Source organism: bacterium (genome assembly GCA_035370465.1).
Classification (GTDB): Bacteria; Ratteibacteria; UBA8468; order B48-G9; family JAFGKM01; genus JAGGVW01.
In genome coordinates, this window is record DAOOVW010000025.1 from 1 (window position 1) to 25,344 (window position 25,344).

31 protein-coding genes are annotated in these 25,344 nt (G+C 29.1%); 25 read left to right on the forward strand and 6 right to left on the reverse strand.

Annotated elements, in window-relative coordinates:
• The coding region (locus PLW95_04705) for a hypothetical protein (GenBank protein HOV21964.1) at positions 1–261 on the reverse strand (261 nt) is incomplete at its 3' end.
• Positions 262–961: 700 nt separating this feature from the next.
• Here PLW95_04705 and nusA point away from each other — a divergent pair.
• From nusA to PLW95_04825, 24 genes are all read left to right on the forward strand, one after another.
• A complete protein-coding gene (gene nusA, locus PLW95_04710) occupies positions 962–2,104 on the forward strand; it encodes a transcription termination factor NusA (protein ID HOV21965.1) in 1,143 nt (380 codons plus the stop codon).
• The gene (infB, locus tag PLW95_04715; protein ID HOV21966.1) at positions 2,101–4,044 is read left to right on the forward strand and encodes a translation initiation factor IF-2; all 1,944 of its coding nucleotides are present in this window, start codon (positions 2,101–2,103) and stop codon (positions 4,042–4,044) included. Before nusA ends, infB begins: the two co-directional genes overlap by 4 nt.
• Positions 4,041–4,379 carry a histidine triad nucleotide-binding protein gene (locus PLW95_04720; protein HOV21967.1) on the forward strand — a complete coding sequence of 113 codons (339 nt, stop codon included), beginning with the start codon at positions 4,041–4,043 and terminating at the stop codon, positions 4,377–4,379. The genes infB and PLW95_04720 overlap by 4 nt, the downstream gene beginning before the upstream one ends.
• A 168-nt stretch (positions 4,380–4,547) precedes the next feature.
• Positions 4,548–5,369 (forward strand): 3-deoxy-8-phosphooctulonate synthase, encoded by an 822-nt coding sequence (kdsA, locus tag PLW95_04725; GenBank protein ID HOV21968.1) that lies wholly within the window; start codon positions 4,548–4,550, stop codon positions 5,367–5,369.
• A gap of 97 nt (positions 5,370–5,466) precedes the next feature.
• The gene (locus tag PLW95_04730; protein HOV21969.1) at positions 5,467–5,610 is read left to right on the forward strand and encodes a DUF2281 domain-containing protein; all 144 of its coding nucleotides are present in this window, start codon (positions 5,467–5,469) and stop codon (positions 5,608–5,610) included.
• Positions 5,611–5,681: 71 nt separating this feature from the next.
• Positions 5,682–5,972 (forward strand): hypothetical protein, encoded by a 291-nt coding sequence (locus PLW95_04735; GenBank protein ID HOV21970.1) that lies wholly within the window; start codon positions 5,682–5,684, stop codon positions 5,970–5,972.
• A 62-nt stretch (positions 5,973–6,034) separates the two neighbouring features.
• Positions 6,035–6,223 (forward strand): hypothetical protein, encoded by a 189-nt coding sequence (locus PLW95_04740; protein ID HOV21971.1) that lies wholly within the window; start codon positions 6,035–6,037, stop codon positions 6,221–6,223.
• 35 nt (positions 6,224–6,258) lie between these two features.
• Complete coding sequence (locus tag PLW95_04745; GenBank protein HOV21972.1) at positions 6,259–7,242, forward strand: KpsF/GutQ family sugar-phosphate isomerase; 984 nt, start codon at positions 6,259–6,261, stop codon at positions 7,240–7,242.
• A complete protein-coding gene (locus PLW95_04750; GenBank protein HOV21973.1) occupies positions 7,232–7,738 on the forward strand; it encodes an HAD hydrolase family protein in 507 nt (168 codons plus the stop codon). Before PLW95_04745 ends, PLW95_04750 begins: the two co-directional genes overlap by 11 nt.
• On the forward strand, positions 7,705–8,268 hold the full coding sequence (locus tag PLW95_04755) for a hypothetical protein (GenBank protein ID HOV21974.1): 564 nt from the start codon (positions 7,705–7,707) through the stop codon (positions 8,266–8,268). The genes PLW95_04750 and PLW95_04755 overlap by 34 nt, the downstream gene beginning before the upstream one ends.
• Positions 8,243–9,217: a SpoIID/LytB domain-containing protein gene (locus PLW95_04760; protein HOV21975.1), complete on the forward strand. Its 975-nt coding sequence runs from the start codon at positions 8,243–8,245 to the stop codon at positions 9,215–9,217. The genes PLW95_04755 and PLW95_04760 overlap by 26 nt, the downstream gene beginning before the upstream one ends.
• Complete coding sequence (locus PLW95_04765) at positions 9,207–9,500, forward strand: HPF/RaiA family ribosome-associated protein (protein HOV21976.1); 294 nt, start codon at positions 9,207–9,209, stop codon at positions 9,498–9,500. Before PLW95_04760 ends, PLW95_04765 begins: the two co-directional genes overlap by 11 nt.
• 35 nt (positions 9,501–9,535) lie before the next feature.
• Entirely contained in the window at positions 9,536–10,009 is a 474-nt protein-coding gene (locus PLW95_04770) for a PTS sugar transporter subunit IIA (protein ID HOV21977.1), read from the forward strand.
• 44 nt (positions 10,010–10,053) lie between these two features.
• A complete protein-coding gene (ptsP, locus tag PLW95_04775; protein ID HOV21978.1) occupies positions 10,054–11,763 on the forward strand; it encodes a phosphoenolpyruvate--protein phosphotransferase in 1,710 nt (569 codons plus the stop codon).
• Between the two features lie 15 nt (positions 11,764–11,778).
• Positions 11,779–12,813, forward strand: coding sequence for a bifunctional phosphoglucose/phosphomannose isomerase (locus tag PLW95_04780; protein ID HOV21979.1), 1,035 nt, complete (start codon positions 11,779–11,781; stop codon positions 12,811–12,813).
• Positions 12,806–13,945, forward strand: a complete 1,140-nt coding sequence (metK, locus tag PLW95_04785) for a methionine adenosyltransferase (GenBank protein HOV21980.1) — start codon at positions 12,806–12,808, stop codon at positions 13,943–13,945. The genes PLW95_04780 and metK overlap by 8 nt, the downstream gene beginning before the upstream one ends.
• Before the next feature lie 267 nt (positions 13,946–14,212).
• Positions 14,213–15,460, forward strand: a complete 1,248-nt coding sequence (gene ahcY, locus PLW95_04790) for an adenosylhomocysteinase (GenBank protein HOV21981.1) — start codon at positions 14,213–14,215, stop codon at positions 15,458–15,460.
• 13 nt (positions 15,461–15,473) lie between these two features.
• Complete coding sequence (gene coaE, locus PLW95_04795) at positions 15,474–16,073, forward strand: dephospho-CoA kinase (protein ID HOV21982.1); 600 nt, start codon at positions 15,474–15,476, stop codon at positions 16,071–16,073.
• A gap of 112 nt (positions 16,074–16,185) precedes the next feature.
• Positions 16,186–17,469, forward strand: a complete 1,284-nt coding sequence (gene rho / locus PLW95_04800) for a transcription termination factor Rho (GenBank protein ID HOV21983.1) — start codon at positions 16,186–16,188, stop codon at positions 17,467–17,469.
• Between the two features lie 130 nt (positions 17,470–17,599).
• Positions 17,600–17,842: an AbrB/MazE/SpoVT family DNA-binding domain-containing protein gene (locus PLW95_04805; GenBank protein ID HOV21984.1), complete on the forward strand. Its 243-nt coding sequence runs from the start codon at positions 17,600–17,602 to the stop codon at positions 17,840–17,842.
• Positions 17,836–18,183 carry an endoribonuclease MazF gene (gene mazF / locus PLW95_04810; GenBank protein HOV21985.1) on the forward strand — a complete coding sequence of 116 codons (348 nt, stop codon included), beginning with the start codon at positions 17,836–17,838 and terminating at the stop codon, positions 18,181–18,183. Before PLW95_04805 ends, mazF begins: the two co-directional genes overlap by 7 nt.
• 49 nt (positions 18,184–18,232) lie before the next feature.
• Positions 18,233–18,499: a hypothetical protein gene (locus tag PLW95_04815; protein HOV21986.1), complete on the forward strand. Its 267-nt coding sequence runs from the start codon at positions 18,233–18,235 to the stop codon at positions 18,497–18,499.
• 279 nt (positions 18,500–18,778) lie between these two features.
• Positions 18,779–19,291, forward strand: a complete 513-nt coding sequence (locus PLW95_04820) for a transposase family protein (protein HOV21987.1) — start codon at positions 18,779–18,781, stop codon at positions 19,289–19,291.
• Between the two features lie 188 nt (positions 19,292–19,479).
• Complete coding sequence (locus tag PLW95_04825) at positions 19,480–19,908, forward strand: transposase (GenBank protein ID HOV21988.1); 429 nt, start codon at positions 19,480–19,482, stop codon at positions 19,906–19,908.
• An 87-nt stretch (positions 19,909–19,995) separates the two neighbouring features.
• Here PLW95_04825 and lpxK read toward each other — a convergent pair whose 3' ends face one another.
• From lpxK to PLW95_04850, 5 genes are read right to left on the reverse strand one after another with little or no spacing between them, the layout of a single operon-like run.
• Positions 19,996–21,087, reverse strand: a complete 1,092-nt coding sequence (gene lpxK, locus PLW95_04830) for a tetraacyldisaccharide 4'-kinase (GenBank protein ID HOV21989.1) — start codon at positions 21,085–21,087, stop codon at positions 19,996–19,998.
• Positions 21,014–22,243: an endonuclease Q family protein gene (locus tag PLW95_04835; GenBank protein HOV21990.1), complete on the reverse strand. Its 1,230-nt coding sequence runs from the start codon at positions 22,241–22,243 to the stop codon at positions 21,014–21,016. Before PLW95_04835 ends, lpxK begins: the two co-directional genes overlap by 74 nt.
• Positions 22,244–22,256: 13 nt before the next feature.
• Positions 22,257–22,739, reverse strand: a complete 483-nt coding sequence (locus PLW95_04840; protein ID HOV21991.1) for an HIT domain-containing protein — start codon at positions 22,737–22,739, stop codon at positions 22,257–22,259.
• Entirely contained in the window at positions 22,736–23,191 is a 456-nt protein-coding gene (locus PLW95_04845; protein ID HOV21992.1) for a DUF523 domain-containing protein, read from the reverse strand. Before PLW95_04845 ends, PLW95_04840 begins: the two co-directional genes overlap by 4 nt.
• Complete coding sequence (locus tag PLW95_04850; protein HOV21993.1) at positions 23,188–24,636, reverse strand: HD domain-containing protein; 1,449 nt, start codon at positions 24,634–24,636, stop codon at positions 23,188–23,190. Before PLW95_04850 ends, PLW95_04845 begins: the two co-directional genes overlap by 4 nt.
• Positions 24,637–24,811: 175 nt before the next feature.
• Here PLW95_04850 and PLW95_04855 point away from each other — a divergent pair.
• Positions 24,812–25,344, forward strand: a 533-nt coding sequence (locus PLW95_04855; protein ID HOV21994.1) for a helix-turn-helix domain-containing protein, incomplete at its 3' end; no start/stop codon positions are given.

A 25,344-nucleotide genomic window follows, 5' to 3' on the forward strand; every position in this document is an offset into this window, starting at 1 on the left:
ATCTTGATAATGTAATTCCATATGTTTTAAAGGTGATTGATATAATAACCTACAAACAGAAAGTATAAATAATTCCTTCCAGAAAATTGGAAAAGTATTTTTTAGTTTATCTATTACTTCTTCATTCTCTTTTATTAAAAACCAACTTGCTCCATACTCTTTACATGTTGTTGGTCTATTAATTCTATATCCTGGTTCTTTCAATCCTTCTGGGGTTATTACCCCTAAATATTCTCCTGTTACCTTCCTGTCAATAAGCACCTTAAATGCACCCCTAATCGGCAGTTGATACTACACCACTTTTTTAATAATATCCCTGTGTAAATTTTGACATCACCTACTAATAAAAATCTTGTTTTTTAAAAAAACAGCAGTAGAATTTGTGGATAATGTGGGTAACTTTCCATGAGTTATCCAAGTTTTCGTGGATAATGAAAATAACTAACTTTATTAATTAAAAATGCTTTATTCATCCTCCACAAAACGGCAGCATCCCCAAAATTTCATTTCACCTGCCTGTTTTTCTTTTTCCTCTTTTCTATACTAATAAGTGTGTATATTAAACCTGCAAAAATATTACCTTTCAGTAGTTATTTTTGTTTTTTAAAAAATATATCAAAACCCACACATATTAAGGACCTGCAGAACACTTGACAACAACTTGGGGGGCATAATGAAAACAGAATTAAAATTTCTCAATTAATAGTAGATATGTTAAAGGTTAATTGATAAAAAAATTTGAACTTTAACTTGCTCACTCTGCTTTTAATAGAGTACAAAAGTAGATAAATATTCTTATCAGAAAGACAGGGTTGAGTAAATATTTACCTTCATTAAAAATTTAAATTTCAAACTTTTCAAATCAAAAAGCAGTTTTCTATCATAATCTAATTGAAAATTTTTAGGGTTGTTGACAAGAGAAAAGAAATTTAATACAATTAAACTTGGAGGTTTTATAAAAATGAAGACAGATTTGGCTTTTTTATTGGAATACTGGGAGAAAGAAAAAGGGATTGAGAAAAAATATTTAATTGAGTCACTTGAAAAAGGGCTTTTATCTGTTTACAGGAAAAAAGCAGGACTACCCAGCAATGTTGATATAAAAATAGACCCGGAAACAGGGGAGATAAAATTTTTGGATAACCAGGGTGAAGAAATTGCACCTCCTTCTTTTCCATGGGAAAGAATTGCTGCTCAAACAGCAAAACAGGTTATTCTCAAAAAATTGAAAGAAGCAGAAAAAATTACCATTTATAATGAGTTTAAACAATTAGAAGGAGAGATAATAAGTGGAATGGTTGAAAGATTTGAAGATGGGCATGTTGTAATTTCCATTGGAAAAGCAGAAGGACTGCTACCTCAACATCATAAATTACCAAATGACCATTTTAAAATTGGATACCCAATAAAAGCATATTTATTAGAAGTAAGGCAACCAAATAAAGGGATATTTCAGTTAATTGTTTCAAGAACTCATCCAAATTTTATTTTGAAATTACTTGAAAAAGAAATTCCCGAAATTAAGGAAGGTATAATAATAGTCAAAGGTATAGCAAGATTCCCTGGTGATCTAACAAAAATAGCAGTATATTCAAAAGATGAAAAAATTGACCCTGTTGGAACATGTATAGGAAATAAGTCATTAAGAATTAAAAACATAGTTAAAGAATTAAATGGAGAAAAGATAGAAATTATTTCATGGGATAGAGATATAACTAAATTTATTGAAAATTCATTAAGCCCTGCTAAATGCGAAAAAGTTATTTTAAAAAAAGGAAAAAGAGAAGCAATTGCTATTGTTGACGATTCCCAGTTATTTCTTGCAATTGGGAAAAGAGGACAAAATGTCCGTCTTGCATCAAAATTAACTAATTGGGATATAAGAGTTTATAAAAAATCTGAATTCGCGGAAAATGTAAAACCAGCAATAAGTATAATAGATGAACTTACAGAAGAAATGGCAGAAATTCTTGCAAAAAATGGGTATAACTCATTAAAAGACCTTTCAGAGGCAGATGTCTCTGAAATTGCTAATTTATTGAAAATACCCGAAGAACAAGCACAACAAATTATTACAAAAGCAGGGAATTATATAAAAAAATGAGAATATATGAAATTGCTAAAAAACTTGGTGTACATAGTAAAAAAGTGATTGAGATTCTTGAAACACTTGAAATAAAAAATAAAACACATTTAAGTGCTCTTTCAGAAGAGGAATATAAAAAATTTAAAGAATATCTTTCCCGAGAGGAAAAAATTACTAAACCAACAACCGTTGAAGAAAAAGTTAAAAAAGTAATAAAAGTTAGTGAAAATGAAACAGTTGGGGAAATAAGTAAAAAATTTAATTTATCACCTTCAAAAGTTATTAAAGACCTTATGGAAATGGGAATAATTGCAAATATAAATCAATCCATTTCTCTTGATACAATAAAAAAACTCTGTGATAAAGAAGGTTATATTTGCGAAGTTATAAAAGGCGAAGAAGAAAAAGAAAAGGAAAAAGAAAAAAAAATATCAAAAAATCTTATTCCAAGAGGTCCAGTTGTAACAGTTATGGGACATGTTGACCATGGAAAAACAACAATTCTTGATTCAATAAGAAAAACAAAAGTAGTTGAACAAGAGGCAGGGCAAATAACACAGAAAATCGGTGCTTATAAAATAGTTGTGAATAACCATCCAATTGTGTTTATTGATACTCCTGGACATGAAGCATTTACTGCAATGAGAGCATTAGGAGCAAAAGTTACAGATATTGTAGTTCTTGTCGTTGCTGCTGATGAAGGAATTAAGCCACAAACAATTGAAGCATTAAATCATGCAAAATCAGCAAATGTTCCAATTATTGTTGCTATAAATAAAATTGACAAACCAAACGCTAATATAGATAGAGTAAAACAGCAATTTTCTGAAATTGGTGTTATTCCAGATGACTGGGGTGGAGACACTATTTTTGTACCTGTTTCTGGCTATACAGGACAGGGTATAAATGACCTTCTTGAAATGATAATTCTTGTTGGGGAAATGTTAGAACTTAAAGCAGACCCAACAGGAAAAGGTGAAGGAACTGTAATTGAATCAAAACTTGACCAGAAAATGGGACCTTTAATATCAATTATTGTAGAAAATGGAACTTTAAATATTTCTGACTCATTTGTTGTTGGTAATACATGGGGAAAAGTAAAAGCAATGTTTGATGATAAAGGAAATAGATTGACCAAAGCAGGTCCTACCACTCCTGTTGAAATATTAGGTTCTCATAACACTGTTAAACCAGGAGAAAAATTTTTAGTGGTAGATTCAGAAAAAGAAGGCAGAAGAATAGCCGAAGAGAAAAATAAAAAAACAATTATTCAACCAGTAAAAAAGATAACTCTTGAAGACCTTTATAAGGAAATTGAAAAAGGAATTATAAAAGAATTAAAAATTATTTTAAAATGTGATACTTCTGGTTCAATTGATGCAATTAAAGAAGCAATAAGCAAGGTTCCCCAAAATGAAGTAGAAATAAATATTCTACATAGTGGAACAGGACAAATTTCTGAGTCAGATGTTTTGCTTGCAGATGCTTCTAATGGTATAGTAATTGGATTTAATGTAGCAATTGAACCAAAAGCAAAGGACCTGGCAAAAAAAGAACATGTTGAAGTAAAAACATACAATATAATTTATGACCTTATAGATGATTTATCAAAATCAATTGAAGGTATGTTAATACCAGAAACAAAAGAAACCCTTACTGGGCAGGCAATTGTAAAAAAGGTTTTTAAAGTTGGAAAAAATTTAGCAGTTGCAGGATGCCTTGTAGTTGATGGAAAAGTAATTATAAATTCAAAAGCAAAAGTTGTTAGAGATGGACAGATTATATATGAGGGTTCACTTGTTAGTTTGAAAAGATTTAAAGAAAGTGTAAGAGAAGTTCCTAAAAATACTGAATGTGGAATTATAGTTTCTGATTTTACCAATTTTAAGGAAGGAGATATAATTCAGTCATATATAGAGGAAGAAGTTCCAAAAAATTTAACAAAAGAAAGAAAATGAGCGAGTGTATTTTTTGTCAAATTATAAAAGGGCAAATTCCAGCAGAAAAGGTCTATGAAGATGATGATTGTATAGGAATAAAGGATGTAAATCCACAGGCACCTGTTCATATTTTAGTAATACCTAAAAAACACATTGATAAGTTATACAATTTAGAAGATGAAAAATTACTTGGTAAAATGTTAATTGTTTGTTCAAAAGTTGCAGAAATGTTTAGTATAAAAGAAAATGGATACAGAATTGTTATAAATACTAATAAGTTTGCTGGACAAAGTGTTGAGCATTTACATTACCATTTAATGGGTGGCAGAATAATGAATTGGCCACCTGGTTGATAAATAGTAAATTAAAAATGGAAAATGTAAAATTCAAAATTATAACTTAAAATTTAAAAAGTTTTTATCTTTTGCAATTTTCAATTTTACACTTTATTTTTACGCTTTACATTTTACATTATTAAAACATTGTGCTTTGCTAAAAAACTTTTTTAATATTTTTATAATATGACAAAAGAAATTAGAATAAAAAATGTAAAAATAGGTGGAGAAAATATTTTTTGTTTAATAGGTGGACCATGCATTATTGAAAACGAAGAAATTGTTTTCCAAACAGCAGAGACACTTAAAAATATATGTGAAAAACATCAAATCCCGTTTATATTCAAAGCATCTTTTGACAAAGCAAATAGAACATCAATAAACTCATATAGAGGACCTGGAATTGAAAAAGGACTTGAAATTTTAAATAATGTAAAAGAAAAACTTAATATCCCGATAACAACAGATGTTCATTGTATAGAGCAAATAGAAAAAGTTGCAAAAGTTGTGAACCTTTTACAAATTCCTGCATTTCTTTCAAGACAGACGGACCTTATAATTGAGGCAGGAAAAACAGGTAAACCAGTAAATATCAAAAAAGGGCAATTTCTTGCTCCTTGGGATATTAAAAATATAATTGAAAAATTTGAATCAACAGGAAACAAAAACCTTTTAATAACAGAAAGAGGTGTCTGTTTTGGATATAACAATCTTGTAGTTGATTTCACAGGTATTCCAATTATGAGGTGCCTTGGATATCCTGTTATTTTTGATGCCACTCATAGTGTTCAAAAACCAGGTGGAATGGGAAAAAAATCAGGAGGAAATAGAGAGCTTGTTCCATATCTTGCAAAGGCAGCCATTGCAGTTGGAGTAGATGGTATATTTATGGAAATTCATCCTGAACCAGAAAAGGCACTATCGGATGGACCAAATATGTTAAAATTAGAGGATGTTGAAGAACTTTTGATAATTTTAAAAAATATTTATTATGCAATAAAAAAATGAGTAATTATATTCTCCGAATGACCTGGTCTGTATGACCTGGCGTAAAGAAAATTTACTTTATAAGAAATGTATTGTAATATTATAAGAGGAGAAGAAAATGAGTGAATTAAAAATAGAGGAAAGAATTAAAAAATTGCCGTTATATCTTCAAAAAGAAGTGGAGGATTTTATCAGTTTTCTGTTAGAAAAGCACCAAAAAATATCAGGGAAGAAATCACTCAGGACTGGGCTGATGCATTAAAACAATACCGTTCCAAGTACACTTCATTGGAACTTCAAAAAGAATCATTAAAGTGGAGAGGGGATTGATTAATGTACCTTGTTGATACTAATGTATGGTTAGAACGACTTCTTGACCAGAAAGAATTACCAGCAGTTAAAAATTTTTTAAATAAAATATCTTCTGAACTTCTTTTTATAATGGACTTTTATTTTCACTCAATTTCTCTAATTATGATTAAACTTGGACAACGAATAGGGAAATTCAATTTAGATTTTGATGATACATATCAATATGTATCTGCTGAAAAGTACGGTCTAACTCTTGTAAGTTTTGATAGTGATTTTGACAGTACTAAACCAGAGGAAATTATAAATATATAGCAGGTATAATTTTGGTATTAAGGAAAACCATTGAGATTGATTAAGGAAAGTAGCAAGTGTAAATGAAAGGTACAGAGACACAAAGTGAAAACCAAAAGATAAAATTCCCCCTCACCTCCATCCTCTCCCCTGTGGGGAGAGGCAGAAAGAGAGAGGGATATTTCCTGCTCCCTTGGAGGAGAAAGCTCGCCCGTAGAGCTACGGGCGAGGGTGGAAATGAGGGGAAACTTTTCTCTCTGCTCTACACTTAAATATGAACAGGTTTTATTAATAATTTACTAAAAAAATGAGTAAAAAAGAAATAATAGAATTTGGGAAAAGAATTATTGAAATTGAATGTCAGAATCTGGAAAGAGTAAAAGAGAATTTAGGAGATAGTTTTGCTGAGGCAGTTGAAACATTGAAATCATTAGAAGGGAAAGTTGTAATAACAGGAATGGGGAAAAGTGGTATTATTGGAAGAAAAATAGTTGGGACATTTGCATCAATCGGAATTTCTTCCATATTTCTTCACCCAGGTGATGCTGTTCATGGTGACCTTGGAGTTGTTTCTAAAAATGATGTAGTTCTTTTAATTTCAAATAGTGGAGAAACAGATGAACTAATTAGAATTGTCCCATCAATTAAAAAAATTGGTGCAAAAATTATATCAATAACTGCTACAACAAAATCAACACTTGGACAATATAGCGATATAGTAATTGAAACAGGAGAAATAACAGAAGCAGATAATTTTGGAATAATTCCATCTTCAAGTACAACCACTGCTCTTGTAATAGGAGATGCATTATCTTTAACTATTATGAACATAAAAAATATTAAAAAGCAGGACTTTGCATTTTTTCATCCAGCAGGGAATCTCGGAAAAAGGTTAATGTTAAGGGTTAAAGATATTATGCAAACAGGAGAAAATATTCCAATAGTTGATGAGAACAGGACACTTATTGATGGTATAAAAGAAATAAATAGAAAAAATTTGGGCTTTACACTTGCAATTAACAAAAATAACTGTTTAACAGGTATAATAACCGATGGAGATATAAGAAGATTACTTGCAAAAGACATAGATATTACGAAATTAAAAATTAAAGAGGTAATGATTAAAAACCCAAAAACAATTGATGAAGATATTCTGGCTGTAAAAGCAATGGAAATTATGGAAAAGTACGAAATTACGGCACTACCAATAGTTGATGAAAATAAAAAGATAAAAGGAGTGGTTCATTTACATGACCTTTTAGGAAAGAAGGAATTTGGAATTGAGTATTAAAAATATAAAAATTTTTATATCTGATGTTGATGGCGTAATGACAGATGGAGGGTTATTTTATATAAATGATTGCCTTTACAGAAAATTTAATGTAAAGGATGGTATTGGGATAAAAATGCTAAAAATTGTGGGAATAGAGATAGCAATTTTGAGCAGTAATGTTTCAGTTCAAACAAAAAATAGGTTTCTATCACTTGGGGTAAATTTGTATTTTGAAGGAATAAAAGAAAAAGATAAATTTATTGAAGGCTTTTTAAAGGAAAATAATTTACAGTGGGACAATGTATGTTATATGGGTGATGACTTACAGGATATAAAACCTATAAGAAAAGCATCTTTTTCAATATGTCCTTCTGATGCAGTTGAAGAAATTAAAGAAATAGTTAATTATGTTTGCAAAAGAAAGGGCGGAGAAGGTGCTTTTAGAGAAGGTGTTGAAAAACTTACAAAAAAAATAGGAAAATGGGAAAAAATAAAAAAAGAATATTTATTATAACAGTTTTGGCATTTTTTTGTATTTTAATTTTACCAGGGTGTAATAGAAAACAGGTAGAAAATAAAAAGATTGATGAAAGTCAATTAAAAAAATTTTCTTTTAAACAATTTTCTGAAAATTTTAATTTAACAATAATTGGAGAAGGAGCAGAAATAAATGAAAAAGATATAAAAGTAAATAGTCCATCTTTTTATATAAAAGGTGAGACAGACATTATAGAAATAAAAACAGGAAAAGAAGGAACTGCTGAGATAACAATACAGCCAGAAAACAAACAAATTCAAAATGTAGTTTTTACTGGAAATATAAAAATTACGCAAAAAGATAAAGTAAGCGGGAAAATAATAATGGAAGCAGAATGCGGTAAATTAACATATAATGATATGGCTAAAGAAATGATTATGGAAATTTCACCTGTAATAAAAAGAGAAAACAATATTTTTTCTGGAGAAAAAATTTATTACTTTTTAGAAAAGAACACTTTACAAATAAAAGGAAATGTAAATGTTAAAATTATTCCTGAAAAATAGTTTTATTTTTTGGTTTCTTATAAGTGGAATTTTTTGTTCTGCTGAAAATATTACTATAGGAAAATATAACAATTGTTCATCAGATGAAGTTAAAAAAGCACCTTATTCTGGAAACATATATATTAAAGAATCTCAAAATAAATATATAATTTTAGATATTGATGAATATCTTTCTGGTGTTCTTTCAGGAGAAATTGGTGAGGATTTCCCTTATGAAGCACTTAAAGCGCAGGCAGTTGTTTCAAGGACATATTTACTTTTCACATCAAAAAAAAATAAACAAAATGGGCTTTCCTATGATATAGAGAACTCAATTTATAACCAGGTCTATAAAGTATGTAATAGTCAAAAAATAAGAAATGCAGTTGATGAGACAAAGGACGAGATTTTAACTTTTAATGGAGAAATTGTAGAAGTCTTTTTTCATGCCTGTTGTGGAGGCAAAACTACTTCACCCTCATCTGTTTGGGGAGGAAATTATAATGGTAGTATAAATGGTATAATAGATGATTATTGTAAAGGAACACCATATTATTCATGGGAAAAGAAATATAGTAGCGATTATTTATCCGATATTTTCGGATTATATAATATAGATAAAATTGAAATTGTAGAAAAAGATGCATCTGGAAGAGTAAAAAATTTGAATTTAATTACAAAGGGTGGTAGAGTAATACAATTATCCGGACATAAATTTAGATTACAAATAAATTCAGCAACGAATGTATACTTTGAAAATCCATTACTTCTTCCGAGTACCATGTTTGATGTTGAAAAAAAAGATAATGATTTTATTTTTAGAGGGTATGGATATGGTCATGGAGTTGGACTATGTCAGTGGGGAGCAAAAAAGATGGCAGAAAGTGGAAAAAATTACAGAGAAATATTAAAATTCTTTTTTTCAGATATGGAAATCATATCATTGGGAGGGGGAGAAAATGAAAATTAATATACATTCAAATATAGAATTAGATGATAAATTTCAAGAGTACTTAAATAAAAAAGTTGAAAAATTAGAAAAGTTTATTTTTGATGAAGGTAATGCAGATATTTATATAAAAAAAGATGGTCCATTTTATATTTCTGAAATTGATATAAAAACAAAAAAGCATACTATTTTCTTGAAAGAAAAAGAGAAAAATATATCTAAATGTATAGACTTTCTAATTGACAAAACAAAAAGAAAATTGGCACAATTACACGATATAGTTATTGACAGAAGCAAAAAATAAGGTCATATTAAAAGAATCCAAAAGGAGGAGAAAAAATGAAAATAACTGATTTTCTTGATAAAAGATGTGTTATAATCGGAATGAGAAGTAGAACAAAAAAAGAAGCAATAAAAGAACTACTTACAAAATTGAAAGAAAATGGATTTATTAAGGATGAAAAAGAAATACTTGAAACAGTTATGGAAAGAGAAAAATTAGGCTCAACAGGAATAGGACAGGGAATTGCTGTCCCTCATGCTAAAAGTGACCAGATTGAAAATCTTGTTGCTGCCCTTGGTATTTCAAAAACAGGAATTGATTTCAATTCCTTAGATGGAGAACAAGTCAACATTGTCTTTCTCGTTCTTGCTCCCACTAAATCTGTTGGACTGCATCTTAAAGCACTTGCAAAGATTGCAAGATTGTTAAAAGACAGGGTCTTCAGAAATGCTTTGAAAGATGCTCAATCCCCAGAAGAAATAATTGATTTAATAAAAGAAGATGAACAAAAACTTAATAATGTAGGATAAAATTTTCTTCCTGTTATAAAAATTTTTATAAGGACTTGAAATATATGGAAAAATTAAAAGGAATTGGTGTCTTTTCCGATATAGTATTTGGGAAAGGCTTTGTCTGGAAAAATTTTTTTCTTTTGTCTCAGGAATACAAAATTCCCAAAAAAGATATTAAAGAAGAAATAAATAAATTGGATGAAGCAATTAAAAAAACAATTGAAGAAATTACTGCATTAAAAAAAAACTTAGAAGAAAGTATAGGAAAAGAATATGCAGATATATTCAACTTTCATCTTTCTATTCTTCAAGATAAAAATTTAAGAGATGAAACTGTAAAAATAATAAAAGAAGAACAACTTAATGTTGAAAGTTCTCTAAAAAAAGTAATTTTTAAATTAGGTGAAATATTTGGAAAAAGTGAAAAGGACTTTCTTAAAGATAGAAGAAGGGATATTCTTGATGTTGTTGAAAAAATTGTTTCAAATTTAAAAGATATACCCTCTATGAAAGTTATTGGCGAAGGAGAAATAATTGTTGCAGATGACTTATCACCATCTCAAATTGTAGCTCTCAACAGAAAACTTGTAAAAGGTATTGTTACTGACATAGGAAGTGAAACATCCCATATTGCAATTATGGTAAGGGCACTTGAAATTCCATCTGTTATTGGTGTAGGAGAAGCAACTAAAGTAATAAAAACAGGTGATGGACTAATTGTGGATGGGGAAGAAGGAATAGTTATAGTGAACCCAACCAACCAGGTAATAAATGAGTATAAAAAGAAAAAAGAGGAATTGAAGAAGAAAAGGAAAAAAATATCACTTTTAAAAAATTTAAAATGTAAAACAAAAGATAGAAAAGAAATAAAATTATTCGCTAATATTGCATTTCCTGAAGAAATCATTGTAGCAGAAAAAAATGGATATGATGGAATCGGTCTTTATAGAACAGAATATCTTTATATCAATAGAAAAAATTTACCGGATGAAGAAGAGCAATTTTATGCCTATAAAAATATTGCAGAAAGAGTTAAAAATAAACCAGTAATAATAAGAACAATAGATATAGGAGGAGATAAAATTCTTCCAGGTATCTTTGAAAAAAAAGAAACAAACCCATTTTTAGGGTGGAGAGGAATAAGATTTTGTTTGGACAGAAGAGATATATTTGAAACACAAATAAAAGCAATTTTGCGTGCTTCGGTTTATGGAGAAATTAAAATTATGTTTCCAATGGTTGCAACATTAGAAGAAGTAATTGAGGGGAAAAAAGTAATAGAAGATGTGAAAAAGAAATTAAAAAGAGAAAATAAAAAATTTAAAGAAATAGAATTAGGAACAATGATTGAAATACCATCTGCTGCTTTAATTTCTGATAAACTTGCAAAAGAAGTGGATTTTTTCTCTATTGGTTCTAATGACCTTATTCAATTTACTCTTGCAGTTGATAGGTTAAATGAAAAAATTACTCATCTTTATCAGCCCTGCCACCCATCTGTTTTAAAAATGGTTAAATTAACAATTGAAAATGCAGAGAAAAACAAAATTCAAGTAGGAATATGCGGTGAAATGGCTTCCATACCTGATATCGCCTGTCTACTCGTTGGTATGGGAATTGATGAATTAAGTATGGCTCCTATTTCAATACCACTGGTAAAAGAAAAACTTATAAATAAAAAATATCAGGACTTAAAGGAAATATCAGAAGAGGTTTTTAAATTTAATACAAATAATGAAATTATAAATTTCTTAAAAGAGGAATTAAAATAAGGGGGAAAACAAAAAATGATTGAAAAAGAGATAAAGAAAATTGATAAATCAAATATGCGTGATTTACTTATAAAATTTGGAGAGCATTGTATAAGTGGATATTCTCTTCTTCCCTCATTTATTCCTGAAAACATAAAATTTAACAAAATTATTTATTGCGGGATGGGCGGTTCTGCTATAAGTGGTGATATATTAAAATTTATTGTTGAAAAACATTCTCATATTCCTTTTGCAATAAGTAGAGATTACGATATACCTTCTTTTGCTGATAATGAAACAATTGTATTTATAACAAGTTATTCTGGAAATACAGAAGAAACTATTTCCACTTTTACACAGGCAATTGAAAAAAAAGCAAATACTTTTATTATTTCAAGCAATGGGGAATTAGAAAAATTATCAGTGGAAAAAAATTTACCATTTATAAAAATTCCTTCTGGGATGCCTCCAAGATGTGCTTTTGGATATTTGTTTTTTGCATCTTACAGAATATTACAACAATTTGGTCTCCTTCCAGAAATTGAGAAAAAACTTTTTCAAAAAATTGATGAAATTGTCAAATCATTTTCAGAGACAGAGAATAATTATGCTATTACCATAGCAAAAAAAATCCATAATAAAGTTCCTATTCTCTATTCGGATAATTTTATATTTGGATGCCTTTTGAGATGGAAAACACAAATTGCTGAGAATTCAAAAGCATTTTCATTTATAAATGTTTTCCCTGAAATGAATCATAATGAGATTATGTCTTTTCATTTTCCAGTGTGGTTCTTAAAGAAAATTATATGTTTATTTTTCATACATAATGAAGAAAATAATAGAACTAAAAAAAGATTTGAAATAACAGAAAAAATAATACAGGGAAAAGGAATTGAGACATTAAAAGTTGAAGGAAAAGGTAATTCACTTATAGAAAAAATGCTTTATTTTGTAATTCTTGGTGATTGGGTAAGTTATTATCTTTCTCTTTTAAATAAAATAGACCCAACTGAAATAAAAGAAATAATATATTTAAAAGACCAATTAAAAGGAGGAAAGTTTGAGTAAAACATTTTTATTTACATCTGAATCAGTAACCGAAGGACATCCGGATAAAATATGTGACCAGGTATCTGATACAATACTTGATGAGGTATTAAGTCAGGATAAAAATGGAAGGGTCGCATGTGAAACACTTACAACAAGAGGATTAATTTTTGTTGCAGGAGAAATTTCAACAAGGGGTTATGTTGAAATTCCATTTCTGGTAAAAAATATTCTTAAAGATATTGGTTATATAGAACCATCTTTTGGTTTTTACTATGATTCAATTGGAATTATAACTTCCATTCAAGAACAATCTCCCAATATAGCAATTGGTGTTAATAAAGGAGGAGCAGGAGACCAGGGAATGATGTTTGGATATGCAACAAATGAAACTCCTGAATTGATGCCTCTTCCAATAATTCTTGCTCATAAACTTACAAAACGGCTTGCAGAAGTGAGAAAGAAGAAGATTGTTGATTATTTAAGACCTGATGGAAAATCACAGGTAACTATTAAATATGAAAATGAAATACCAAAAACAGTTGAATGTGTTGTTTTATCTGCTCAACACAATCCTGAAATTTCTCATAAAAAGATAGTAGATGACTTAACTGAAACTGTTATAAATGATATAATACCTAATGAAATTCGCAGTAAGAAAACGAAAATTTTTATAAATCCAACAGGTATTTTTTCAATAGGTGGACCTATTGCTGATACTGGTGTAACTGGAAGAAAAATTATAGTTGATACTTATGGTGGAGTTGGCAGTCATGGAGGAGGATGTTTCTCAGGGAAAGACCCGACAAAAGTTGATAGGTCTGCTTCTTATTGTGCGAGATACCTTGCAAAAAATATAGTCGCAAGTGGTATTGCCAAAAGATGTGAAATACAACTTGCCTATGTAATTGGTTTAAAACAACCTGTCTCAATAATGGTAAATACATACAATACAGGAATTATCCCAGAAGAAAAAATATCAAAAATTATTAGAGAAAATTTCGACCTATCTCCTGCTGGTATTATCAAAAAATTTGACTTATTAAGACCAATTTATAGAAAAACAGCGTGTTATGGACACTTTGGAAGAGAAGAGAAAGAATTTAAATGGGAATATATAGATAGTGTTGATATGTTTAAAAAAAGTGCTTAGACAACTTATGTTGACTGAAAGTAGCGGTAGTAAGAATAAATTTAAAATTGAAAGTGTAAAAGTTAAAATTACAACATAAAATTTAAAACTTTCGTTTTTGTATTCTATCCGATAAAAAGTTCACCATACAACATGGCAAATCTGACATAGTTCCTGGCGCACATTACGGACCTGTCCGCTTTCTTTTTGGAGAATATTGAAACACTTTGTGACTATGTGCTTAAATAAGCATTGCTTATGAATATTTATATTTAAAAAGGAGACCTGATGGAATATTCAATAAAAGATATTGGTCTTTCAGAAACTGGGGAAAAAAGAGTTAATTGGGCTTACAATGAAATGAAAGTTATTTCCCTTTTAAGAAAGGAATTTTTAGGAAAAAATGCTTTTGCTGGAACAAAAATTGGGTGTTGTCTTCATATAACATCAGAGACAGCAAATCTTGTTATAAATTTCAAAAAAGCAGGAGGTGATGTATATCTATGTGCATCAAATCCATTAAGTACTCAGGATGATGTTGCAGCATATTTAGTAAAAGAAGAGAAAATACCTGTCTTTGGGAAAAAGGGAGAAAATGAAAAAGAATATTATGAAAACATAAAAAAAGTTATGGAAAAAAATCTCAATCTTGTTGTTGATGATGGAGGAGACCTTATTACTGCCCTTCACAGAAGTCCTGACTATGCTAAAAATATAATTGGAGCAACTGAAGAGACAACAACAGGAGTTATACGACTAAAAAATATGGCAAAAAAGGGAATATTAAAATTCCCTGTTATTGCAGTAAATGATGCAAAAACAAAGCATTTTTTTGATAACAGATATGGAACCGGGCAATCAACAATTGATGGTATTTTAAGAAGTACAAATATACTTCTTGCAGGGAAAATTGCTGTTGTTTGTGGATATGGATGGTGCGGAAGAGGTATTGCAAAAAGGTTTGCTGGAATGGGCGCAAAAGTTATAATATGTGAGGTGAACCCATTAACCGCATTAGAAGCAACAATGGATGGTTTTTTTGTTATGCCAATATCAAAAGCAGCAGAAATAGGAGATATTTTTATAACAGCAACAGGAAATAGTAGTGTAATTACAATAAAAGAAATAATGAAAATGAAGGATGGAGCAATTCTTGGAAATTCTGGACATTTCAATGTAGAAATAGATGTAAAAGAACTTGAAAAAATAGGGAAAAAAATAAGAATAAGAGAACAATTAGACCAGTACACTCTCCCGAATGGAAAAAAAATTTATTTATTAGGAGAAGGACGGCTCTTAAATCTTGCATGTGCAGAAGGACATCCTTCATCAGTTATGGATATGAGTTTTGCCAATCAATTCCTTTCTCACCTGTACCTAAAAACGCATCCTAACTTAAAACCAGATGTTTATGATGTCCCTGAGGAAATTGATAAAAAAATTGCTGAATTGAAATTAAAATCACTTAATATAAAAATTGATAAATTAACCAGAGAACAAAAAGAATATCTTAATTCATGGAAAACAGGAACATAAAGAATTAATTTTTATGGAAAAAATAAAAAGAGTTGGAGTAACAGGTATATTTGGCTCTGGAAAATCAACAGTAACTTCAATTTTTAAAAAATATGGGATAGAAGTTATTTCCTGTGATGAGATAGTACATTTTCTTCTTGAAAAAGAAAATATAAAAAAGAAACTCATCAAAATTTTCGGAAAAGAAATAGTTAAAGATGGGAAAATTGATAGAAAAAAAATAAGTGATATAATTTTTAAAAATAAACTCAAAAAAAAAGAACTTGAAAATTTAATTCACCCACTCGTCTTTAAGGAAATAGATAAAAAAATAAAAAGAGATATTGACAAAATAAAAAAGAAAGGTATAATAATCGTAGAAATTCCTCTTTTATTTGAAACAAAATCAGAAAAAAAGTTTGATTTTATTTTAGTTGTGAGTGCATCTCCTGAAATAATCAAAGAAAGACTAAAAGAAAAATTTAGTAGTAAAGAAGTCGAATTAAGATGGAGAAATCAGATTCCTCTAATATATAAAGAAAAAAATGCAAACTTTGTTATTGATAATTCTGGAACAATTAGTCAAACCGAAAAAATTGTTAAAGAAATAATTAAAAAAATCATATCACAATAAAATTATAAATGAAAATTTCTCTTATTTTTCTTCAATTATCCATGAAAAATAAAAAGTTAAGAAAAAAACTAATTAAAATTTGGCAATATTCCAACAAATATGGGGAGGAAAAATGGATCAAAAAGAAATAAATGTTTCAAATCTTATTACATTGACAATCCCAAAACTTCAAAAGATAGCAAAAGAAATGGGAATTAATGGAATAAGTGGACTGAAAAAAGATGAATTGGTGTACAAAATAATGGAAACACAAATAAACAAAAATGGAGTTTTATTTGGAGAGGGAGTTCTTGAGATTTTACCAGATGGTTTTGGTTTTTTAAGGATGCCAAGTTACAATTATCTTCCAGGTCCTGATGATATTTATGTCTCCCCATCTCAAATAAAAAAATTTGGACTTAAAACAGGTGATAATGTTTCAGGACAAATAAGACCACCAAAAGATAGCGAAAAATATTTTGCACTTTTAAAAGTTGAAATGGTAAATGGTCAACCGACTGAAAAACTACAAAGTAGAATTCCCTTTGAAGAACTAACTCCTATACATCCCAATAAAAGGTTTATACTTGAAACAACTTCTGATGAAATTACAACAAGAGTAATTGATTTAGTTACTCCGATTGGTAAAGGACAAAGAGGTCTTATTGTTTCTCCACCTCGTGCTGGAAAAACAGTAATTCTGCAAAAAATAGCAAATGCAATCGCTGAAAATAACCCAGAAGTAGTTCTTATTGTTTTGCTTGTTGCAGAAAGGCCAGAAGAAGTTACAGAAATGAGACGTCTTGTAAAGGGAGAAGTTATAAGTGCCACTTTTGATGAAGCACCTGAAAGGCATATACAGGTATCGGAAATTGCCTTAGAAAAAGCGAAACGACTTGTTGAACATAAAAATGATGTTGTAATACTTCTTGACAGTATTACACGACTTGCAAGAGCATATAATGTTTTAGTTCCACATAGTGGAAAAATCATGACAGGTGGTCTTGAATCAACTGCACTTGATAAACCAAAACGATTTTTTGGTGCTGCAAGAAACATAGAAGAAGGCGGAAGCTTAACAATAATTGGAACTGCCCTGATTGACACAGGAAGCAAAATGGATGATGTTATTTTTGAGGAATTTAAGGGCACAGGGAATATGGAACTAAATTTAGAAAGAAAGTTAGCCGATAGAAGAACTTTCCCTGCTATTGACATTAATAGGTCAGGAACAAGAAGAGAAGAACTATTAGTTGACCCAGATGAACTTCAACTTATGTGGTTATTGAGAAAAATGCTTGCACCATTAAATGAAGTTGAAGCAATGGAGAAAATGATAACTATGATAAAAAACACTCGCTCAAATATAGAACTTCTTTTAAGTTTAAAATCAAAAGTTAAAGAATTTGTAAAATAACCTTTTTCTTGTACATATCACAATTTGTGGAAAATTATTCAGTTAGATTTATTATGATTTAATTCCTTCTATTGACAAAAAAAGATTTTTGATGTATCTTTAATGTAGATACTTAATAGGAGGCATTGATATGGAAACTCGTATTCAAAAATGGGGCAATAGTTTCGCTATCCGTATTCCCAAGACAATTGCCAAAGAAATTGGAATAGAGAATAATTCACCTGTTGAGATACTACTAAAAAATGGAAAAGTTGTTATATCTCCAAAAGTTAAACCCAAAATGAATTTGCAACAACTTCTATCAAAAGTAAATAAAAAAAATCTCCATAATGAAGTGGATACTGGTTCTGCAATGGGTGGTGAAGTGTGGTAAAAAAGAAAAAGTATATCCCACAGCGTGGCGATGTTATTTATATTTCCTTAAATCCTCAGGCAGGACATGAACAAGCAGGACGCAGACCTGCTGTAGTGATTTCACCATTAGCATATAATAACAAAGTTGGGCTGGTTATTCTCTGTCCTATTACAAATCAAATTAAGGGTTATCCATTTGAAGTAATTATTCCTGATGGACTAATAATAACAGGTGCAATACTTTCTGACCAGATAAAAAGTTTAGATTGGCAGGCAAGAAAAGCAAAATTTATATGCACTTTACCAGTAGAGACAATTCATGAAGTATTAGAAAAATTATCTGTTTTATTGTTAGAGTGATGGTAAAAAAAGATATTATTTTAAAGAGTCCTGTGAGAGGAAATGGAAAATGACAATTATTTATAAGAATAGAATTGAAGGATTAAGTTGTGGATGTACATCGGAAGACATAGCAACTTTTAAAGTTATTGAAGATGGGATTGAATGTATCTGGTGCGGAAACAAAATAAATTGCAATTTGCCTGTTGAATTTGTTATGAAAGAATATTGTGAGAACTGTGGAAAAAAAACAACTTTTATTTTAGATACAATACAAATGAATTTCTGCACAAAATGTGGTAAATCTAAACAATCAAAGGATAAACTTAAAAAATAAAAAAAACGAAAATCCCATCAAAAACACGCCACAAATATTACATAAAATTACATATATATTTTCTCTAATAAATTTTTTATTTTTTCATAAAGCAAATGAAACAATAGAATACCAGAGAAAATCAGCAAGAATATGCCCAACAAAAAATAAAAAAACACCTTTTACTCCAAATTTCAAAGAAATACTAAAATATATGGTTCTTTCTTAAAAAAGTTGCAGTAATATTTTAAAGTTATTGATATTCAAAGAGATATGGAAATATTAAAGTTAGGAGAGAAAATGGATTTAAACACACTAACAAAAATACTAAATATTGAAGGATGTAAAGTAGTAGAAATTTTATCTTTAACAGAGGAAGAAATACATCTAAAAATAGAGCCATATAAGAGGAAACCAGCAATATGTTCAGGATGTGGAGAGGAACATATACAAGGATATCATAGTGAAAAAGAAGTAATAGTAGAAGATTTACCTATAAGTGAAAGGAGAGTATTTCTTCATGTAAAGAAGCGGTTATATCGTTGTTCAAGGGATAACAAAATATATACAGAGAAAATAGAATGGTTAAATAAGAGGTCAAGATTTACATATAGATTTGCCAAGCAAGTAAACAGATTAACGGCTATAACGACAAATCAAGAGGCGGGGTGGTATTTAGGATTAGGCGATGAAGTAGTTTATAGGATATACAAAGAGATGTTGGAAAAACAGGCAAAAGAGAAATTAATACCAATACCGAGTGCAATTCATATCAGCGTAGATGAAGTAATTTATAAGAACACAGGTATTTAACCAATGTAATTGATGTAGATAAAAGAGATGAATTAAACAAAGCGAGGAAAGAAGGGAATGAAGAATTAGTAGAATTAACAAATTGTAAGCAGCGATTTATTCTTTTTAAGAATAAAAATAAACTTAATGAAAAACAGAAGGGATATCTCGATAAGTTATATGAAATAAACATTTCTATATATAAATAGATGTTATTAAAAGAGAGTTTTTTAGAAGTTTATACACATGAAAGAGTTGAAGAAGCAAAAGAATGCTTAGAGAATTGGATTAAGCAGGCATTATCAAGTGGTTTAGATGTATTTATTCAATTAGGATATAAATGTCAAGAGAAAATGAAATATATTCTAAACTGGTTTTATAAGTCCACAGGATCCTTTGGAAAAGTAAGTTTCGCTATTTCAGAAGGGTTTAATAATAAAATTAAAAGATTAAAAAGTCCGCAGGATCCCTCGGGCGTAGTCCTGAGGGGATCCGTAGCCAAAAGCGAGGACCCTACGGGCGAGCCTGTGGAAATGGCATATGGATATAAAGATATAAATTATTTCAGGTTAAAAATTCATCAATCATGCCCGAGGCAGATCCGCTTCTGGCGGACATTGCGGTTTATTAAACCCTAGATTAAATACTTTAAGTGCAACTTAAATAAGAAAGACCCTATTTAGATGCTAAAAATTAGGGCTGCTTTAATGGGGTTCAGTTAGGATTTAGATTTTTATATTTATCTTATTACATAAAAGTTTGTCAAAATTATTTTTATCCTCTATCTCCCCTTCAATTTTCAAAAAATAAAAAGGGATATTACCTTTTATAAATTTTTGAACTTTCACATAGTCCTTTTCAGTAGTTACAATAAAGTCAATATTTTCTTTTTTAAAAAATTCCATTATTTCATTTATATCTTTTTCTTTGTAATTAAAATGGTCAGGAAAAACAACAGAATATTGTTTTTCAGGTTTTAATTGGGAAATTGTCAGAAAAAAATTAAAAGGGTTTCCAATTCCAGCAAAACAAAGAATTTTTTTACCTTTTACTTCTTCTAAAAGAACTTTTTCTTTACCATTTGAAAGATAAACTGGTTTTATTTTTAAAAAAAATATTGGTTTTTCCTGTTTTTGTAAAAAAGTAAGAAGAGTATATTTTTCCTTCTCTCCAACTAAATGAGGATAACTTATTATAAAAACATCTGCTCTTTTTATAGAAGAAACTGGCTCTCTTAAAAGTCCTGATGGAATTAACAATTTGTTATCAAAAGGGTTTGAAGAATCAAACATAAGTATATCAACATCTTTTTCAACCCACTGACAATGAAAACCATCATCAATTACAACTATTTCAATTCCCATTTCTTCAAGTTTTTCCAAACCAGATGGTGTTTTATCTCCTGAAATAATTATTGAAGGGAAATTATTTTTAATCATTATCACTTCATCATATGGAATACTCTCTCCTTTTTCTTTTTTAAAAATAGAACTGACAACTGCAATTTTATAATTCAAGGAAATGACTTTTTTAATAATTTCACTTACCAATAATGTTTTCCCTGTTCCCCCTGTTATAATATTCCCAACACTTATAATAAAAAATTTATACTTTCTTTTCTTTGAGAAACACCTTTTTAATGTTATTACAAATAAATATAAAAATGATATAGGCAAAAAAAACAAAGAGACCAATTTAAAAAAAACAGACCTTTTTCTAAATAAAAATTTCCTATAAAAAAAGTTAAAAAAGGGTCGGCTGGTCTTCAATTGAACAAGATTCACATGGTATTTCAACTTTTCCGAATTCACCGTCATATCCTGGATTTATTTTAACATTTCCTTCTCTTACACTTATAATACCTTTTGCAATTTTTTCATCAATTGTATTTAATAATTCATTTTCTGGTATTTGAATAAGAACAGAGAATTCTGAACCTGTTTTTTTAATAATTTCAATATAATGATTTCTAACTTCTATTGAGTCCTCACCTTTTTTATAAACATTACTTATAATTTGAATAAGAGGTACAAGTTTTTTAAAATCAATGTATTTTTTTGGTCTTTCTCCTCTTTTTCTATCAGCAAGGTCATAAACTCTGTGCATAACTCCAATCGTCAAGTTTCTACCACAAACAGGACACTTATTGTTATTAACTGCACTTTCTTCTGGTGAAAAACAAACATTACAATTTCTATGTCCATCAAAATGATATTTTCCTTCTTCTGGAAAATACTCAATTGTCATTAAAAATTTATCTTTATCCTTATTTCTTAAAATTTCTATTAACTCAAAATAATTAAATTTATCTTTAAAAACATTAGATTCTCTGCCAATTTTTAAAGGAGAATGAGCATCTGAATTAGAAATTAAAGAGAACCTATCAAGAGGTGAAACCATCCAGTTCATTTCAGGGTCACTACTTAATCCTGTTTCAAGAGCAAAAATTTCAGAAGTAAATCTCCCAAAACAATCGTAAATAGAATTAAAACCAGAATTTGCACCAAACACGGAGAAATGCGGAGTCCATATATGTGCAGGAACAACAAATATATCTTCATTTATTTCTTTTATAATGTTCAAAAGGTCAATACAGGAAAGATGTAATATTGGTCTTCCATCAGCGTTAAGGTCCCCATATTTTTCTATCTTCCTGTTAAATTTTTCTGCTACTTCAAAAGAAGGAAGAAAAATTATATTGTGAATTTTTTTAATAACATCGTCTTGCTCAAAAATATTGTTCACTTCCCCTGTTAAAATAAAATCAACTCCATTAAAAGTATATATACCATATCTATCTGTTTGTTTGAGTTTTCCTTTTAACTCATAAAACCACATAAAATGTGTAATATCTCCTGTCCCGAGAATATTTATTCCCTTGTATTTTGCCCATTTTGTTAATTCTTCAATTACCATATTTTTACTTGTTGCCTTACTATATTTTGAATGAATATGAAAATCAGCAATATACATTTTTTCCCTCTTATTATTTGAATTCTTTTATAAGGACAGAATAAAGTTCAGAAAGTGATTGTGGTATAACTTTTGTATTGGAAATCACAGGCATAAAATTAGTATCACCATTCCATCTTGGAACTATATGAAAATGAATATGGTCATCAAGCCCTGCCCCGGCAACTTTTCCTAAATTCAGTCCTATATTAAAACCATCTGGATTTAATACTTTTTTTAAAATACTAACTGATTTCTTAATCAACTGCATTATTTCTATTTCTTCCTTTTGGTTAACAGATGTAATATCTTTTATATGCCTTTTAGGTGCTACCATTAGATGTCCATTATTATATGGGAAAATATTCATAATAATAAAAGAAACATCTCCTCTATAAACAACAAAATTTTCTTTGTCTTTTTTTGATTTATAACCATAGCATAAAAAACATTTTCTTTTTTCAATTTTATTTATATACCCAATTCTCCATGGAGCCCAGATTATTTCTTTATTCATAGTTCTTCCTCTGTTATTACTCCAATTCTATTGTCTAACAAAAACTGTGCTGTAACACCATTTCCTTCAATTATTTTTTTACTAAAACTACCATCATAAATTTTCCCTTTTCCACATGCAGGACTTAATTGTTTTAAAATTACAAAGTTCACATTATACATTTTTAAAATTCTAAAAGTAATTTCTGCCCCTTTTACATAATATTCTGTAACATCCTCACCTTTTTTATTAATAACTCTACACTTTTTATTCAAAACATCTTTTCCATTTCCGTATTTTATTTCTGCTGGTTCTCTCAAAACAGGCAATCCACCAAGAATTTCTGGACAAAAAATAATTAAATTTTTCTTACTGATAAAATTAACAACTTTCTTATTAAGAGAATTTCTTCCATCATATCTACAATTCTCACCAACAAGACAGGCACTTACCCCAACAAATTCCTCTATCATTTCAATTGTAGTTCTTTTTTTATTTTATGTAAAATCTCTTTTTTATTTTCCTTCAAATATCTTTTAAGATAAGTTTTTTTGTTAGGCAATATTCCATCTAAGACCAAATTTTCAAGGTAATTTTTAACAAATCCAACTTCCTTACCTTGTTTAATTGTTAAAATATCCATTATAACAAAACCGTCAATAGCAAGTTTAAACGAAGATAACTTATCTTTTTTATTTATTTCTTTTATTCTTTCTTCAAGTTTCTCTAACTTTTCAATTGCTTTTTTTACCTTTATTTCATTTTTACTTGTAATATCTGCTTTTGCAAGTGTAAAAAGTGCTTTTATATCTTTTCCCACTTCTTTTATAAATCTTCTTAAAGCACTATCAGTTGGATTCTCTTTTGCTAAAAGATGTGGCCTTAAATGAAATCTTATAAGTTTTCCAATAAATTTTGCATTTTCATCGCTTATTTTCATCCTTTTACATATTTTATAACTCATTTTTTCACCTAAAAATTCATGTCTATGAAAACTCACTTTCCCATTTTCAACTTTTAAGGTTGCTGGTTTACCTATATCATGTATAAGTGCAGAAAATCTTAAATAAACATTTCTTGTATGTCTGCTAATATTATCAAGTGTTTTCAATGTATGCTCAAATAGGTCCTTACATGGATGGTCTGTTCTTTTTTCTTTAAGAGAAAAAACTTCCGGTAAAACAATTTCAAGAACTCCAATTTCATCCATCAAATAAAATCCATCCGATGGTTTGGTTGCTGAAATAATTTTTAAAATCTCATCAGTTATTCTTTCCTGGCTAACTATTTTTATTCTATAAACATTTTTTTTCATACTTTCTTTTGTTTTATCTTCTATCTTAAATTTTAATCTTGTAGAAAATCTTATGCCTCTTAAAATCCTTAGCGGGTCATCATAAAATGTTTTATCCGGGTCGGTTGGTGTTTTTATAATTTTTCTCTTAATATCCTGTCTTCCCTCAAATGGGTCAAGTATTTCACCTGTAATTAAGTTTTCTGCAATTGCATTGATAGTAAAGTCCCTTCTTAATAAATCCTGATATATATTACATTTCTCAACAATTGGTTTTCTGGTATCATCTGGATAACTTTCTTTTCTCGCAGTTGCAAATTCAACTTTTATTCCATTGATTTCAATCATTGCTGTTCCAAACCTTCCATAAAATACAGGTGTAGGCAAATTATACATTTTTGAAAATTCATTTGCTATCTTTAAAGCATCCTCTTCCATAACAAAATCTACATCAACACTTTTCTTTCTTAAAAGATTGTCTCTTATATAGCCACCAACAAGATAAATATCTATACCCTTTTTCTTTGCAAAATCCCTCATCTTTTCAATTATTTTTTCTATTTGAATTTTTGTTTTTCCCATTTTAGTTCTTACCCATTTTAAAATTTTCTTATATTTTACCATCCTTATTGTTTTTTTAAACTATAATTGATATAAATTTCAAATAGAAGCAATAATACATTTATAAAATTTTCTAATTTCTTTTGAGTGAAGAAGTTAAGATACATAGGTAACACCTGCCAGTTTTTTGAAAAGTTTAGGGATTTATATAAAATAGAGGAAGAACTGGGAAGAAAAAATGGGATACAAGTATGCAAAGAAGTTCATACCATTAAGGAAAGGAGAAGTAGTAAGCAAAGGGTGTGAGATAGTCCATTTATCGAAGAAAGGTAAAGAGAGATTAAAGTGGATAAAGTATTATAAGAGTCATGAAGAGAATGCTTCATTGGTAAGTAGGTATTATGGGATAAGTAGGAAAACATTTTATAAGTGGTATGGGAGGTATAAACTATTAGGATTAAAGGGATTAGAAGATATGAGTAAAGCACCTATAAATAAAAGGGGACATGAAATTACGTGGGAAGAGGAATTAAGGATAAAGAAGTTAAGGAAACAATATATAAGGTATGGAAAAGAGAAACTATCAGTGCTTTATAAGAAGATATATGGAGAAAAGATATCGGGGTGGAAGATATATCAGGTTATAAGGAAATACAATTTATATTGGAGTCCAGTAAAGAATGAGAAATTAAGGAAAAAGAGAAAGTTGGCAGAGAAGAAAAAGAGGATAACAGAATTAAAGAACAAACAGCTGGCAGGGTTTTTCTTTCA

Bases quoted from the DNA above. Each gene is read 5' to 3' on its own strand.
- nusA (HOV21965.1), top strand. From the start codon at position 962: ATGAAGACAGATTTGGCTTTTTTATTGGAATACTGGGAGAAAGAAAAA.
- infB (HOV21966.1), top strand. From the start codon at position 2,101: ATGAGAATATATGAAATTGCTAAAAAACTTGGTGTACATAGTAAAAAA.
- PLW95_04720 (HOV21967.1), top strand. From the start codon at position 4,041: ATGAGCGAGTGTATTTTTTGTCAAATTATAAAAGGGCAAATTCCAGCA.
- kdsA (HOV21968.1), top strand. From the start codon at position 4,548: ATGACAAAAGAAATTAGAATAAAAAATGTAAAAATAGGTGGAGAAAAT.
- PLW95_04730 (HOV21969.1), top strand. From the start codon at position 5,467: ATGAGTGAATTAAAAATAGAGGAAAGAATTAAAAAATTGCCGTTATAT.
- PLW95_04735 (HOV21970.1), top strand. From the start codon at position 5,682: ATGTACCTTGTTGATACTAATGTATGGTTAGAACGACTTCTTGACCAG.
- PLW95_04740 (HOV21971.1), top strand. From the start codon at position 6,035: ATGAAAGGTACAGAGACACAAAGTGAAAACCAAAAGATAAAATTCCCC.
- PLW95_04745 (HOV21972.1), top strand. From the start codon at position 6,259: ATGAGTAAAAAAGAAATAATAGAATTTGGGAAAAGAATTATTGAAATT.
- PLW95_04755 (HOV21974.1), top strand. From the start codon at position 7,705: ATGGGAAAAAATAAAAAAAGAATATTTATTATAACAGTTTTGGCATTT.
- PLW95_04760 (HOV21975.1), top strand. From the start codon at position 8,243: ATGTTAAAATTATTCCTGAAAAATAGTTTTATTTTTTGGTTTCTTATA.
- PLW95_04765 (HOV21976.1), top strand. From the start codon at position 9,207: ATGAAAATTAATATACATTCAAATATAGAATTAGATGATAAATTTCAA.
- PLW95_04770 (HOV21977.1), top strand. From the start codon at position 9,536: ATGAAAATAACTGATTTTCTTGATAAAAGATGTGTTATAATCGGAATG.
- ptsP (HOV21978.1), top strand. From the start codon at position 10,054: ATGGAAAAATTAAAAGGAATTGGTGTCTTTTCCGATATAGTATTTGGG.
- PLW95_04780 (HOV21979.1), top strand. From the start codon at position 11,779: ATGATTGAAAAAGAGATAAAGAAAATTGATAAATCAAATATGCGTGAT.
- ahcY (HOV21981.1), top strand. From the start codon at position 14,213: ATGGAATATTCAATAAAAGATATTGGTCTTTCAGAAACTGGGGAAAAA.
- coaE (HOV21982.1), top strand. From the start codon at position 15,474: ATGGAAAAAATAAAAAGAGTTGGAGTAACAGGTATATTTGGCTCTGGA.
- rho (HOV21983.1), top strand. From the start codon at position 16,186: ATGGATCAAAAAGAAATAAATGTTTCAAATCTTATTACATTGACAATC.
- PLW95_04805 (HOV21984.1), top strand. From the start codon at position 17,600: ATGGAAACTCGTATTCAAAAATGGGGCAATAGTTTCGCTATCCGTATT.
- PLW95_04815 (HOV21986.1), top strand. From the start codon at position 18,233: ATGACAATTATTTATAAGAATAGAATTGAAGGATTAAGTTGTGGATGT.
- PLW95_04820 (HOV21987.1), top strand. From the start codon at position 18,779: ATGGATTTAAACACACTAACAAAAATACTAAATATTGAAGGATGTAAA.
- PLW95_04825 (HOV21988.1), top strand. From the start codon at position 19,480: ATGTTATTAAAAGAGAGTTTTTTAGAAGTTTATACACATGAAAGAGTT.
- lpxK (HOV21989.1), bottom strand. From the start codon at position 21,087: ATGACGGTGAATTCGGAAAAGTTGAAATACCATGTGAATCTTGTTCAA.
- PLW95_04835 (HOV21990.1), bottom strand. From the start codon at position 22,243: ATGTATATTGCTGATTTTCATATTCATTCAAAATATAGTAAGGCAACA.
- PLW95_04840 (HOV21991.1), bottom strand. From the start codon at position 22,739: ATGAATAAAGAAATAATCTGGGCTCCATGGAGAATTGGGTATATAAAT.
- PLW95_04845 (HOV21992.1), bottom strand. From the start codon at position 23,191: ATGATAGAGGAATTTGTTGGGGTAAGTGCCTGTCTTGTTGGTGAGAAT.
- PLW95_04850 (HOV21993.1), bottom strand. From the start codon at position 24,636: ATGGTAAAATATAAGAAAATTTTAAAATGGGTAAGAACTAAAATGGGA.